This window comes from Priestia sp. USM5 (assembly GCF_058323215.1).
In genome coordinates this window covers 24878-39476 of record NZ_JBSGKN010000005.1, presented here as the reverse complement: position 1 = coordinate 39476, position 14599 = coordinate 24878, and the positions used below count along the sequence as shown (strand labels likewise).

At 36.1% G+C, this 14599-nt stretch carries 12 protein-coding genes; 9 read left to right on the top strand and 3 right to left on the bottom strand.

Annotation, left to right across the window (positions count from 1 at the left end; translation table 11 throughout):
* The first annotated feature begins 5 nt into the window (after positions 1 to 5).
* The 5 genes from ACWATA_RS27050 to ACWATA_RS27030 all read left to right on the top strand — a co-directional run bounded on the left by ACWATA_RS27050 (position 6) and on the right by ACWATA_RS27030 (position 6871).
* Positions 6 to 1205, top strand: a complete 1200-nt coding sequence (locus ACWATA_RS27050; protein WP_216141249.1) for a cystathionine gamma-synthase family protein — start codon at positions 6 to 8, stop codon at positions 1203 to 1205.
* A 31-nt stretch (positions 1206 to 1236) separates the two neighbouring features.
* Positions 1237 to 2484, top strand: a complete 1248-nt coding sequence (locus ACWATA_RS27045; RefSeq protein WP_216141250.1) for a M20 metallopeptidase family protein — start codon at positions 1237 to 1239, stop codon at positions 2482 to 2484.
* Positions 2474 to 3529 carry a homoserine dehydrogenase gene (locus ACWATA_RS27040; RefSeq protein WP_233335238.1) on the top strand — a complete coding sequence of 352 codons (1056 nt, stop codon included), beginning with the start codon at positions 2474 to 2476 and terminating at the stop codon, positions 3527 to 3529. The genes ACWATA_RS27045 and ACWATA_RS27040 overlap by 11 nt, the downstream gene beginning before the upstream one ends.
* A gap of 22 nt (positions 3530 to 3551) precedes the next feature.
* Entirely contained in the window at positions 3552 to 4994 is a 1443-nt protein-coding gene (locus ACWATA_RS27035; protein ID WP_233335237.1) for an aldehyde dehydrogenase family protein, read from the top strand.
* 404 nt (positions 4995 to 5398) lie between these two features.
* Positions 5399 to 6871 (top strand): MFS transporter, encoded by a 1473-nt coding sequence (locus ACWATA_RS27030; protein ID WP_372586575.1) that lies wholly within the window; start codon positions 5399 to 5401, stop codon positions 6869 to 6871.
* A 400-nt stretch (positions 6872 to 7271) separates the two neighbouring features.
* Here ACWATA_RS27030 and ACWATA_RS27025 read toward each other — a convergent pair whose 3' ends face one another.
* The 3 genes from ACWATA_RS27025 to ACWATA_RS27015 all read right to left on the bottom strand — a co-directional run bounded on the left by ACWATA_RS27025 (position 7272) and on the right by ACWATA_RS27015 (position 9496).
* Positions 7272 to 7610 carry a VOC family protein gene (locus ACWATA_RS27025; protein ID WP_216141253.1) on the bottom strand — a complete coding sequence of 113 codons (339 nt, stop codon included), beginning with the start codon at positions 7608 to 7610 and terminating at the stop codon, positions 7272 to 7274.
* 83 nt (positions 7611 to 7693) lie between these two features.
* The gene (locus ACWATA_RS27020) at positions 7694 to 7876 is read right to left on the bottom strand and encodes a hypothetical protein (protein ID WP_216141254.1); all 183 of its coding nucleotides are present in this window, start codon (positions 7874 to 7876) and stop codon (positions 7694 to 7696) included.
* A 645-nt stretch (positions 7877 to 8521) separates the two neighbouring features.
* Positions 8522 to 9496 (bottom strand): LacI family DNA-binding transcriptional regulator, encoded by a 975-nt coding sequence (locus ACWATA_RS27015; protein ID WP_473050470.1) that lies wholly within the window; start codon positions 9494 to 9496, stop codon positions 8522 to 8524.
* A gap of 556 nt (positions 9497 to 10052) precedes the next feature.
* Between ACWATA_RS27015 and ACWATA_RS27010 the strand changes: the two genes are divergently transcribed.
* The 4 genes from ACWATA_RS27010 (at position 10053) to ACWATA_RS26995 (ending at position 14590) form a co-directional block, all read left to right on the top strand.
* Positions 10053 to 11354, top strand: coding sequence for an ABC transporter substrate-binding protein (locus ACWATA_RS27010; protein WP_275037651.1), 1302 nt, complete (start codon positions 10053 to 10055; stop codon positions 11352 to 11354).
* A 21-nt stretch (positions 11355 to 11375) separates the two neighbouring features.
* The gene (locus ACWATA_RS27005; RefSeq protein WP_275037650.1) at positions 11376 to 12320 is read left to right on the top strand and encodes a carbohydrate ABC transporter permease; all 945 of its coding nucleotides are present in this window, start codon (positions 11376 to 11378) and stop codon (positions 12318 to 12320) included.
* Positions 12320 to 13168, top strand: a complete 849-nt coding sequence (locus ACWATA_RS27000) for a carbohydrate ABC transporter permease (RefSeq protein ID WP_275037649.1) — start codon at positions 12320 to 12322, stop codon at positions 13166 to 13168. The genes ACWATA_RS27005 and ACWATA_RS27000 overlap by 1 nt, the downstream gene beginning before the upstream one ends.
* A gap of 180 nt (positions 13169 to 13348) precedes the next feature.
* Positions 13349 to 14590, top strand: a complete 1242-nt coding sequence (locus ACWATA_RS26995) for an MFS transporter (RefSeq protein ID WP_473050469.1) — start codon at positions 13349 to 13351, stop codon at positions 14588 to 14590.
* Positions 14591 to 14599 lie beyond the last annotated feature (9 nt).

Here is a 14599-nt window from a genome sequence, read left to right as displayed (position 1 = left end):
ATCATATGACAAATGAAAAGATCAAGGTAGGAACAAAAGCAGTATGGGCAGGAGAAAAAGAGTATTTGGTGCACGGGGCTACACAAGTGCCAGTTGTTCTTAGTGTAGCTTACGGTTACGATGATATGGATGAATGGTATGATGTAGCAATCGGAAAGAAAAAGGGACATATTTACGGACGTAATACGAATCCAACGGTCCAAGCATTTGAAGATAAAGTGAAAATTTTAGAAGGCGGGGAGGCTGCTACAAGCTTTTCAACAGGAATGGCTGCTATCAGCAACACATTGTCTACCTTTTTAGTACCAGGTGATCGTATTGTATCTATAAAAGATACATATGGCGGTACAAATAAAATCTTTACAGAGTTTCTTCCCCGTCAGCAAATAAAGGTAACTCTTTGTGAAACAGGCAACCACGAGCAAATCGAAGCAGAAGTGACAAAAGGTTGCAAAATTTTATACTTAGAAACGCCAACGAATCCTACAGTGAAAATTACGGACATTGAGCGTATGGCTAAAGTAGGCCGCGATGCAGGTGCGCTAGTCATTGTAGATAATACATTTGGAACACCGATTAACCAGAATCCACTTGCATTAGGAGCAGACTTAGTTATCCATAGTGCCACTAAATTTTTAGGGGGGCATGCAGACGCATTAGGAGGAGTGGTGTGCGGTTCAAAAGAACTTGTTGAAAAAATCTACCACTTCCGTGAAATTAATGGGGCAACAATGGATCCAATGGCTGCTTATCTAATGTTACGAGGAATGAAAACGCTACATTTACGTGTTCGTCAGCAAAGCGAAAATGCAATGGCTCTTGCGAAATATTTACAAACAAAAGAAATTGTAGAAGGTGTTTACTATCCAGGTCTTGAAACGCATCCAAATCATGATATTGCAAAAAAACAAATGAAACAATTTGGAGGTATGCTTAGTTTTGCAGTTAAAGGCGGTGTTGACACCGTAAGAGACCTTCTACCAAAATTACAATTCGCCAACCGTGCGGCTAACCTTGGAGCCGTTGAAACAACGGTTGGACCTGCCCGTACCACAAGCCACGTGGAATGTACACCAGAAGAACGTGCGGCAATGGGAATTCCAGAAGGGCTTATCCGTATCTCTTGCGGTATTGAAGAGATTGAGGACATTATTGCAGATTTTGAGCAAGCATTCAATCATGTGGAAAGCGCCCTAAAAGTTTAATGAAAGTCTTGTAAAAGGAAGTGGAAACCGCATGGCCAATGCTCATTCTATGGTCGAGCAAGTAAATAAATTATATACCCAATTAATTGAATGGCGACGCAGGTTTCATCAACATCCCGAACTCAGTTTTCAGGAGTTCGGGACTTCTAAATTTGTTGCTGAAACCCTACGAAGTATGGATGGAATAGATGTAGAAACAGGAATTGGAGTTGAAACAAGCGTTATTGGTACCTTGACTTCCAGGGATGGTCCAACTATCGCTATTAGAGCTGATATGGATGCTTTGCCAATTAAAGAAGAAAATATAACAGATTATTGCTCTCTAAATAGTGGAGTGATGCATGCATGCGGTCATGACGCACATACAGCCATTTTACTTGGAATTGCCCATGTGCTGGCCTCTGCTTTTAAAAAGGGAAAACTAAAAGGAACCATAAAATTCATCTTTCAACCTGCGGAAGAAAGTACAGATGAAAACGGGCTCTCTGGGTCTCCTTACATGGTTCAAGCTGGGGTGTATGATGACGTTGACGCAGCGATTGCCCTTCATATGTGCCCGTGGCTACCCGTAGGAGAGATACAAATGAATGATGGCTATAGTATGGCAAATGTGGATGTATTTGAAGGGAAAATTTATGGAACCGGTGGGCACGGTGCCTACCCAGAACTCGGTACAGACCCCATTTGGATGCTTGGTCCCGTGATGCAGGTCTTACATGGTATTGTATCCCGTAAAGTGTCTGCATTAGATGCAGCTGTTGTAAGTATAGGCCAAGTACATGCAGGAACAGCAAGCAACATTATTCCTACGGAAGTTTCTATTACAGGTACGCTTCGCAGTTATGCACCTGAAGTTCGGGATTTATTGGCATCAGAATTAGAGAAAGCGTTTTCAATAGTAGAATCACTAGATGGAAAGTATTCGTTCAAAGTCGAAAGAGGGGAGCCGGCATTAAATAATAGTGCTGCTATTAACGACTGGATTATAGAAGCTATTGAGGAGATGTACCCTCAATTAGGCATTACAAGACGACCCTTTGGGATGGGCGGGGAAGATTTTGGCTACGTGACGCAAAAAATTCCAGGTTCAATGATTTTTCTTGGCTGTGCGCTAAAAGATGAGGTTCAAAGAGATTTACATACCCCCATTTTTGATATTGATGAAACTTGTTTACCAATCGGGGTAGCAGTTCTTGCACAAACAGCTATAAAATTTTTAAAGGGTGAGGTTACCTTACCAATCAATGAGCAGTTGGAGGTACAAACATATGGCACATAAATTAGCATTTATCGGATTTGGAGTTGTAGGTCAAGGATTAGCTGAAATTTTACGCGATAAAAAAGAAACGTTGAAAAAAGAAGAAGGCTTCGAAGGTGAGATTGTAGCTATTTCTGATTTCATGAAAGGATCAATTTATCACCCACATGGTCTAGACATCGATACAATCCTGCATGTGTTAAATGAAACAGGAAATCTTGAAAACTATCCTAAAACACCGGGACTTATCACAGGGTGGGATAGTTTTAAAACCATTCGTGAAACAATTGCGGATACAATTGTCGAAGTATCCTACACCGATGTAAAAACAGGGCAGCCGGCTATTGACCACTGTAAATTGGCATTTGAGAGTGGGAAAAATGTAGTCATGACCAACAAAGGACCTGTTGCGTTAGCATATAAAGAACTTTCCGAACTCGCTAGCCAAAAGAACGTATCCTGGGGATTCGAAGGAACCGTCATGAGTGGAACGCCTGCCTTAAGAATGCCTGTGGCAACACTTGCAGGAAATGAGATTATTGAAATACGTGGTATTTTAAATGGCACAACCAATTATATTCTAACGAAAATGGAAGATGAAGGTGTTTCTTATGAGGAAGCTCTAAAAGAAGCACAGGAGCTGGGCTATGCTGAAGCAGATCCTACAAGTGATGTAGAAGGGTACGATGCAAGATATAAAATTGCGATTTTAGCAAACTATGTAATGAACGAACCCTTAAAAGTAGAAGATGTATCATGCACCGGTATAACGGATATTACACTAAAAGAGATAGAAGAAGCAAGGAAAGAAGGAAAGCGCTGGAAACTGTTAGCAAAAGCCCGTAAAGAAAATGGCGCCGTGAAAGCTTCTATTACCCTAGAAAAAGTGAAGATAACAGATCCACTTGCATCAATTAGTGGTGCTGTGAATGCCATTACCTATGAATGCGATCTTTTAGGAACTGTGACGTTAAGTGGCGCTGGGGCTGGAAAGGTCGAAACAGGTTTCTCTCTTTTAATTGATTTAATTAACATTGATCGTGAACGAAAGCTAGTAAATATTTAATTATAGAAAGGCAGGAATGGTGATGAAAATTCAAGTTGCTGGTCGAAAGATGTATTTTGCGGGTAAATGGGTCAGTAGGGATCAAACCATTGAAGTACGAGATCCACAAGATAATAGCATAATTGATACAGTCCCTGCTGCTTCAGCCGAAGATATGCTTCAATGTGTAGAAGAAGCAAAAGATGGAGCAAAAATCGCGGCTACTATGGCGGTTCATGAGCGAATGGCAGTAATTTATAAAGCAGCCGATTATATCGAGGCAAACAAAGAAAAATATGCATCTACGATTGCACGAGAAGGTAGCAAAACGATCCGTGAAGCAACAAAAGAAGTAGCAAGATGCATTCAGACACTTCGAATTAGTGCCGAAGAGGCAAGAAGAATTCATGGTGAGACCATTCCGTTTGATCAAATGCCAGGGAGTGAGAACCGAGTTGGATACTATCAGCAAGTTCCAATTGGTATCATCGGTGCCATTACACCTTTCAATGATCCATTAAATCTTGTTGCACACAAGGTGGGACCAGCTATTGCATCAGGTAATGCCATTATTGTAAAACCAGCAACTGTCACACCATTAAGTGCACTTTTACTTGCAGAAGCATTCGCTGAAGCCGGACTTCCTCCAAAAGTGTTATCTGTGATAACAGGTTATGGAAGTGAGATTGGGGATGTTCTTGTGAAACACCCTGCAGTTCGTATGATTTCTTTTACAGGCGGACTTGAAGCAGGAGAAGAAATTGCCCGGAAAGCAGGACTGAAAAAAATTAGCATGGAGTTGGGTTCAAATTCACCGGTCATCGTTTTAGAGGATGCTGACTTAGAAGACGCTGTAGAATCGACAGTTTCCGGCGCTTTTTGGGCAGCTGGGCAAAACTGTCTAGGAGTCCAGCGAATATATATTCAAGAAAGTGTGATTGATCAATTTAAAACTGCGTTTGTGGAGCGTACTAATCAATACAACATGGGGGATAAACAGTCAGAACTAACCGACATGGGTCCACTTATTACAGAGAAGGAAGCCATACGTGTAGAGAAGATGGTGAATGAAGCGATTGAAAAAGGCGCCATTTTATTAACAGGTGGCGAACGCAACAAAGCTTTCTATTCCCCTACTGTTCTAACCAACATACCAGAAGATTGTACGATTGCTAAAGAAGAAATTTTTGGACCGGTTGTTCTCTTGTATTCAGTTTTGGATATTGACACAGCAATTGAAAAATCAAACGATGTTAATTATGGCTTACAGGCAGGTATTTTTACAAAGAATATCGATAAAGCTCAAAAAGCCATTGCTAAGATGGATGTTGGCGGTATTATGGTTAATGACAGCAGTGACTACCGGATTGATGCTATGCCGTTTGGTGGTATGAAAAAATCAGGATTAGGACGAGAAGGAATTAAATTTGCGATTCATGAAATGACCGAGCCCAAAGTCGTTTGCTTTAAATTATCTAACTATTAAAAAAAGCCACACTAAAGAATTATTCAAATATAGAAGAAAGGGAACGTGCTATAAAAAGCAAAATTCCCTTTCCTTCCCTTTAGAATAATTAGAAAATTCAATCTGCAATTTTCTGATTATTGAAAATTAATTTTATTCCTATTAGTTTATCGCTTAATCTTTTGTAATTTACGTGCTCATTTAGGTCCTTTTCTTTTATGCCTAGCTATTCAAATGTTAATCATGAAGATCAACATTTGAATAGCTAGACTGTATATTGGAATGTAAATGATTTATTTTCACTTATATAATTGACTCAAGCAACATTCGAATGTATTGAAAATGATAATACGGAATCTGTAACAGATACGAATATAAAGGTGACACTGAAGCAATGAATCAATTATTTGATGAGGAGGCACATTGTGGGCCATAAAAAAAACGAAAAATTAAAAAGAGAAGATATTACTATTGTTGATACTAAAATTGCTAAGCAGTCTATGATGGGAACATCTCTTGGTAACGCCATGGAGTGGTTCGACTTTGGAATTTATTCCTATTTAGCTGTTACAATGGGACAAGTCTTTTTTCCTGAAATCGATCCCTCTTTTCGATTAATCTATGCTTTCGCGACTTTTGCTGTTGCTTTTATCGCAAGACCAATCGGTGGTTTATTTTTCGGTATGATGGGTGATCGTCTTGGTCGTAAGAAAGTGCTTGCTATTACATTAATTATGATGGCGGTCGCGACTTTAAGCATTGGGCTCATTCCCAGCTATGATGCTATTGGTATTGCTGCTCCGACATTATTACTTATTGCTAGGCTAGTACAAGGATTTTCAACAGGAGGAGAATATGCAGGGGCCATGACATTTATCGCAGAATCCACATCAGATAAAAAACGTGGATTTATGGCAAGTGGTTTAGAAGTTGGAACACTCGTTGGTTTTAGCGCAGGTGCCGGATTAGTCACATTATTTACCTTCCTCCTTGGAGATAAAACTATGCTCGAATGGGGTTGGAGAATTCCTTTCTTTATTGCTGCTCCTTTAGGGTTAATTGGTTTTTATTTTCGAAATCGTCTAGAGGAAACACCTGCATTTGAAGCAATGTTGAAGGTAGAAGAAGAAAGAAGTCCAGCTTCTCTTAAAGAGATTTTGATTCACCATTGGAAGCCATTGTTAATTTGTATCGGAATCGTTCTCTTTTATAATACGATGAGTTATATGGTTCTCACTTATATGCCTTCCTATTTATCGGACGAACTAGGTTATGGTGAAAAGAAAGGATTATTCTTAGTTCTAATTGTTATGATTGCTATGATTCCATTTGTCCTAGCAATGGGGTATTGGAGTGACCGTATTGGTCGAAATCGCATTGTTAAAGGCGCTTTAATCGGGACAATTATTCTGAGTATACCAGCTCTTATGATGATTGGTAATGGAAATAGTTACACTGCCTTTTTAGGGTTGTTTATTATTGGTATTCTATTATCTGCTTTCCAGGGAGCTCTTCCTGCTACGTTACCGTCTTTATTTTTTACAAAAGTACGGTATGGTTCACTTGCTATTACGTATAATGTTTCTACCTCTATATTTGGTGGAACTACCCCTCTAGTTGTGGCTTGGTTAGTAAGTGTTACGAAGAATAAAATGGTTCCTGCTTATTATCTCATGGCTGTTTGTGTGATTGGGCTTATCATTGTCGCCTTTTTTGTTAAAGAAACAGCTGGTAGATCACTACGTGGATCTGCTCCAGCAGTAGATAATGCAAGTGAAATTGAACAAGTATTGAAAAGTCCGGATGAAGCCCTTTGGTGGGAAGAAGAAGTTAAACACGGAAATATTAATCATAGTGTAATGGATTCTAGGCAACAAAATGCAGAGAACGTACGTTAGATCAATTTCTAATAAGTAACGAATTTTTATAAAAAAATTCACCTTTATATTAATGAATATACAGCTCGCAAGAGAAGCTCAAACATTTTAGCCTAAGACATATATCCTTTTTTAAGGAAAGACGATCCTTTGGGCGTCTTTTCTGGTTAATTTTATTTGTTATAAAGACAAATGGGCCCTTTTTCTACATGGCGTGTAATGAGTAAATAATTTTTTATTCAATATATTAATCATTACTTATAAAGCAGTAGATAATTAATTGTTTTTTAAATAGATGTATATAAAATAATATCTATTGTCAGAGAAGAGGCCCTTATGAGATTTCAAGGGCCTTTTTACTGATCAATCTCTATAATATCCATTATGTTAACTAAAAATATATGAGAGGTACTTTGATAATTTAACAAAGTACCTCAACTATAAATCCTCCAGGTGCCTCTACATAAAATGTATAACCATGTAATTGTTTTGGAGCTTCGACATTAAACCCATCTTCTTTTAACCTTTGATTAATTTTATTTACCTGCTCTTCATTCTCTTGAGGGAATCCAATATGGAAGGTCTTTGGATATTTGACTTCGCTTCCCTTCATTAAAGTTAGTACAAAACCATCTTCATCATGCATTATAGCAAAACCTTTACCCCTGTTTGCCCTGCATGTCATACCAAAATAAGTTTCCAAAAATTCTTGAGTAGCAGGAACATCTGTAACTGTTAGGTTGAGGTGATGAATTTTCATGTTTTCACCCTTTCTTAAATACATTCAATAATAAGACTTGTGTCGTATCCTATAAAAACCATTAATTAGATGAATAGTTTACTCTATGAATGTAAATATTTATCTATATCTCTTTTAACCATTCGTTTTACTTCTTCAAAAGCTTTTGTTTGCCCTTCGTAAAATATGGAGCTGTTTAAATCCTTTCTTTTTTCTGCATCCTTCGACCATCTTTCCGACCTTTCAATTAAATTATCAAGTACCTCAACCAACTTCTCATTTCCCACAAATACCCCACCTTTAACTGGAAATTTTTACACAATCAATTATCCATAATATCTTCTACAGTTTTTATAGAATTCCTGTTTAACAAGCTTTTTTATATAAGTCTTAAGATACACATCTACATAAAAACAAATATATATAAGAACAATAATAAATAAGTATATATAATATATATCTATTAGAATAACTAATAAGTTTATATACCAATTACATTTAATAGTTGATTTTACGTTATGTATAAAAGTAGTAGTTAACGTACTTTACTAAAAATCGTTTTATCTATTACCTATCTTGTAGAAAAACGTTGTATTTGCCCCCACTAAACGTAAAAGGTAAAACTTTAATTTATAAAAAAGAAGATTGAGGAATTCCTTCTATAAATGAAGAGAGTTCAAAAAAGCATACGCCTTTAGTTGCCATAATGTCTCTTAAAGGAATCAGACAAAAGAATCTACACCGGAGGCCTCTAACAAGGATCCTTTTGCTTGTGTATGAAATTTTTCGCATCCTAATTTCTTAAACTTTCTGAGACAACCAAGCTCGAGATCTTTGGGAAAAGATAGCTATTTTAATCACTCTAAATTAAGAATAAATTGCTTCAGGTCTTTAAGAGAAAACTTTTTCCTTTGTAAATGTTATAAATTTATTTAAGTAGTTCCATCTTCTAAGAGCTTAACAGGAAGATAGGTTTCAAGTTCTATATTGGTAAATTCGCCTTCAATCTCTTTAGATAAAATGTCTATTGCTACCTTTGCAATAGAATCAATAGGTTGTTGTATGGTCGTTAATTCTGGTAGTATAGCTTTTACTGTTTCCGTTCCATCGTAACCAATCACTTTTAATTGAGTGGGTATATCTTTTCCTCTTTTTCTAGCTTCTGTGATGACAGCCGCCGCAATTAGATCATCACTTGCAAAAATACCGTCTACTTCCGGATGTTCATCAAAAAGCTTAGCGATTACCTCTTTACGGCTCTTTTGAGGAGAGACTTCGTATGTAATTGGTAATTTTCCGTATCCCTTCATAACATCCTCATACGCTTTTCTTCTTAAGTTTGCCGGCGTTTCTAGATCGAGTGGGCCATTAATATGAATGATATTTTCACACTGTTTCTTTATTAACAACTCTGTAGCTTTTTTTCCTCCATCATAATTATCGGATCCTACAACAGGAATCTTTTCAGATAAATAATGATCAATCGCTACGATGGGTAAATTTTGTTTATGATAATCTAGGACTCCTCGGTTGTATGTTACAACAATGACCCCATCTACCTGGTTTCGTATAAGCATTTCTAAGTATTTTTCCTCTTTATCCATACGGTTTAAACTGTTACAAAGCAATAATTTATAACCTAGCGATGTACAAACACTTTCAATATGAAAGGCAAGTTCACCGAAAAATGGGTTACTTGAATTGGGTATAATCAATCCTATTAAATTTGTTTTTTTATGAAATAAGGAACGCGCTAAATCGTTTGGAAAATAATTAATTTCCTCCATTGCTTTATAAACTTTATCTTTTGTTTTTTCACTTATGTACCCTCGATTATTTAAGACACGTGAAACGGTTGTGGATGAAACTCCTGCAACTTTTGCTACGTCATGGATATTAGGTTTCATTATCTTTCCTCCTATCCCACTAAATATCAATTATTAATATTATATTAGGATTTTTTTATCTTTATTATTTAAATACGCTTTGATATTTTTAAATCACACAATATTTTTTTATTTAGGTTAGGAAAATAGCCTATTAATCATTAAATAAATACTTTATAACAATTAAAATTAATTCCTCCTTTGATAGCTTTACAGTTTCCTGATTAATAAAAATTTCATACTTTGAAATAGTTTATTTTGAGGAATGATTTAATTAAGTAAAGTTTATTTGTTACGGACTTATTGTAGAAAATATCTCTAACATGTGCAAGAAGTAGGGATTAATTACTGTTATCTTCTATCGAATAAACATTAACTTTTATTATGGACCTGATATTGATAATACATATATTCTAATATATTATCCCTTCGTTTTAAGGAGAGGCACAAAAAGTTTGATATTTCAAAAAAAACATGTCAACCGATTGACATATGTAAACGGTTGACATAAAATACTCCTTGAAAGCGCTTTTATATATTTGTTGTGAATAAGAAGAAATAAGGGGGACTGGAACGTATGAAGAAATGGTTTTTAGTAGGTATATCTTTATTACTAATTCTTGCTGTAGTAGGTTGTAGTAAGGATAAAAGTGTAAGTAGTGACGGCAAACAAATGGTTACAATGTGGGTACATGTATCAGACGATAGTGAAGAAGGTAAGGTGTATAAAAAACGAGTAGACGCTTTTAACAAGAAATATGCATCTAAAAATATTAAAGCTAAAATTGAATTTATCCCACGAAGTGGGAACGGCGGTGGGTATGAGGATAAAGTAAACGCAGCGTTGACAACTGATACATTACCCGATGTTATTACGTTAGATGGTCCAAATACAGCTGCTTATGCAAAATCTGGCATCATTGCTCCACTAGATGATTACGTGAAAGATCAAGATGATTTACTACCAAGTATCAAGCAACAAGGAACATACAAAGACAAATTGTATGCGATTGGTGCGAGTGAATCGTCCGTGGGAATTTACTACAATAAAAAAATGCTACAAGAGGCAGGCGTTGATTTAAATACGTTACCGACAGTTGAAAATCCTTGGACATGGGATCAGTTCATGGCCCTATGTAAAACGTTAAAAGAAAAATATAATAAACCAGCTATTGATATGCAATTACAATCAAAAGATGAAATGTTAACGTATGCACTAACGCCATTTGTATGGTCTGCAGGTGGAGAAATTCTCTCGAAAGACGGTACTAAAGCAGAAGGGGTGTTTAATAAAAAGCCTAGTGTTGAAGCCATGACTTTTATTCAAACGATGTTAAAAGAAGGCTATACAACGCGTACTCCAGTCAAACAAGCTTTTGAAACAGAAAAGTACCCAATGAAGTTTAGTGGTGTATGGACAGTAACGGATATGAAAACAAATTTTCAAAAAGTTGATTATGGTGTTATGCCCTATCCAGTATCACCAAAGACAAAGAAACTGGTTTCACCTTCAGGAAGTTGGCAGTTTGCAATGACACAGAAATCTGAAAATAAAGAATGGTCTGCTAAACTAGTAGATTGGATGACAAATAAAGATTCGAATTTAGAATTAAGTCGTACAATTGCAGCACTACCAGTTCGTTACTCGTCCGAAAAAGTACTTACAAAAGAATTTTCTGATCAAATGAATGTGTTTATGAAGCAATTAAAGGAATCAGGACACGCACGACCAGTAACACCAGCATATCCACAAGTAACACGTGCTTTCCAACAAACAATTGATGATATCAGTTTCTATGATCAAAATAAAAACGTAAAAAAAGTCTTAGATACACGTGCTACAGAAATGCAAGCAGCTATTGATAAGGCTAATCGATAAAAGCAGCTAGAAGGAGGCATTATGATTAAAACCGGATTAAAAGGAAATAAGACTGTTTATACATTCCCGAGAACTGAAAAAAAGATCAAAAATAAAATTAAATGGAAAGAAAATGTAGTAGCTTATACATTTTTAGGACCAGCATTATTACTTTTGTTGCTGTTTCTTATTATCCCAGCTATTATGTCTGTCTACTATGCATTTACGGATTATTATCTTTTAACACCCGATACGCGCAAATTTGTAGGATTAGATAATTTTATCAATTTATTTAAGGATCCTATTTTCTTGAAAAGTCTGGTGAATACACTGAAGTTTGTCGTGTGGGTAATTCCTTTACAGATAGGGGCAGCTCTTGGGCTGGCCCTCCTGTTAAACAAACAACGGAAAGCTAACACATTTTTTAAAGTAGCTTACTTTAGTCCTGTGGTAATGTCCCTCGTTGTTATCTCAGTTCTTTGGATTTATCTGTTAAATCCAAATGAAGGAATTATCAACAATGTACTCACTTATTTTGGTGTTTCAGCTCAACCGTTCTTAACAAGCCCTAAACAGGCTATGTTTACAATTGTTTTTGTTTCAGCCTGGCAGGGAGCTGGCTTTCAAATGTTAATTTTTCTAGCAGGTTTGCAAAATATACCTGGAGACGTCTACGAAGCTGCACAATTAGATGGAATGAATAAATGGCAACGATTTATTTATATTACGTTACCATTATTAAAGCCAACTTCTATTTTTATATTTATTACGACATTAATTGGTGCGTTTAAGCTATTAGTCCAACCAATGGTTATGACACAAGGGGGTCCAGTAAACTCCACGATGACGGTTGTATATTACATTTATCAAACTGGCTTTACGGATCGAATGGTTGGATACGCTAGTTCAATTGCTCTTCTATTTGGAACAATTATTGGGTTAGTTACGCTAGCGCAACGGAAATTAGTAAAGGAGGAAGATGACTAATGAGACGAAAATTCGGGCCTTTAACAATCCTAGAATACATTTGTTTAGTTTTGCTGGCGGTATTATTTATATTCCCATTGTTTTGGATGATCGCATCCTCAATGAAACCTGAAGCAGAAGTTTATAACAATATGAATAGTATCAAGGCTTTCCTACCTTCCATTCATCCGTCAGATTGGTTTATATCCTATAAGCAAGTTCTGTCACGTTTTCATTTACTTGGTTATATAATAAACAGCTTGTTTTATGGTTTATGTGTAGCAGCAGGTTCTGTCATTATCAATGGGATGGCAGGTTATGCGTTCGCTAAATTGAATTTTAGTGGAAAAAGAGTGCTGTTTGGTCTTTTATTGGCGCTTTTAATCGTACCACTTGAAACAATCTTAATCTCACAATTTACTATAGTTCACAAGCTGGGATTAGTAGACACTCGTCTCGCCGTGATCCTTCCTGCCTTAGCAGGCGCATTCAATATCTATCTATTCCGAAACTTTTTTATGGCTATTCCAGCAGAAATTATTGAGTCAGCCAAATTGGATGGAGCAAATACGTGGCAAATATTCTTGAGAATTATGCTCCCGATGTCTAAACCGGCTGTTGCTACAGTTGGAACTTTAGCCTTTATCGGAAGTTGGAATGATTATATTTGGCCTTTAATGGTTTTAACAGACAAGTCAAAATTTCCAATTCAAGTAGCAATAACAGCCATCAATAGTACGGAGCCAGTCTACACGAATCAAGTTATGGCTGTTTTAACAATATCCACCATACCCTTAATTCTTATCTATATAGTGGCTCAGCGTTATATTTTAGAAGGGATTGGTGGTTCAGGAACAGGTATTAAATAAGAAAAAAATTAGGTTATTGTTGCGAAAGCAATACTTATGTATGGGTAATTTTAAAAATAAATGTCAACCGGTTGACATAAAAATATTGACTTGTGAAACCGGTTGACATAAAATAAATCTGAAAGTGCTTTCAGTTTTTGTTTCAAGGATTCTATATATCTAGTTAAAGGAGCAACAAACATGAAAAGTTCAAAAGTTCTCTATTGGAAGTTAAGTGCATATTTTTTCTTTTTCTTTTTTACTTGGTCTTCTAGCGCCTCTTTATTTCCCATTTGGTTAAAGCAAGAATTAAATTTAAGTGGATCAGCCACAGGTCTGATTTTCTCTGTAAACGCTATCTTCGCATTGTGTATACAGCCTGTATATGGTTATATCTCTGACAAGATAGGCCTAAAGAAAAATATATTATCTTTTATTAGTTTACTGCTTGTATTTGTAGGACCATTTTATATTTATATATATGGACCACTATTAAAATATAATGTGATTTTAGGTGCAGCTGTGGGAGCCATTTATTTAGGCATTGGTATTTCTGCGGGTATTGGCGCTATTGAAACCTATGTTGAAAAAGTTAGCCGTAAATATGATTTCGAATACGGAAAGTCTAGAATGTGGGGTTCGTTAGGTTGGGCGTCAGCAACTTTTTTTGCAGGTCAGCTATTTAATATTAATCCCAATATCAACTTTTGGGTGGCATCTGTTTCAGCAATTATCTTAGTTGCAATTATTTTATCAGTAAAAATAGAAGTCACAAACTTTGAATTGGAAAAAGCTGAGTCCGTTAAATTAAAGGATGTTGGGCAACTTTTTCTTTTAAAGAAGTTTTGGTTTTTGATGATGTATGTGATTGGAGTAACGTGTGTATATAGTGTGTACGATCAGCAATTTCCAATTTACTACACATCTTTATTTGCTACTGAGGCTACAGGGAATCAAGTATTTGGATATTTAAGTTCTTTTCAAGTATTTTTAGAGGCTGGAATGATGTTTATTGCACCTTTTATTGTAAACAAAATTGGAGCCAAAAACGGACTATTATTAGCAGGTCTTCTAATGGCACTTCGTATTATTGGGTCGGGGCTTGTAGTAGGGCCCGTCGGTATTTCTTCAATGAAATTAATACATGCATTAGAATTACCCATTATGTTGATTGCTATTTTTAAATATTTTGCAGCTAACTTCGATACACGTCTATCTTCCGTTTTATATTTAGTAGGATTTCAGGCTGCCTCTCAAATTGGTGCATCTTTGTTATCACCTTTTGCAGGTAAATTATACGACATAATAGGTTTCCGTCATACTTATCTTATTCTAGGAACAATGGTCCTTTGTTTTACGATTATTTCAATGTTCACTTTATTAAATTCTAATAAAATTAAAGATTTAGAAGTAAATGAAAAAGACATAAAACAAGTTATATAAGGAGATGTT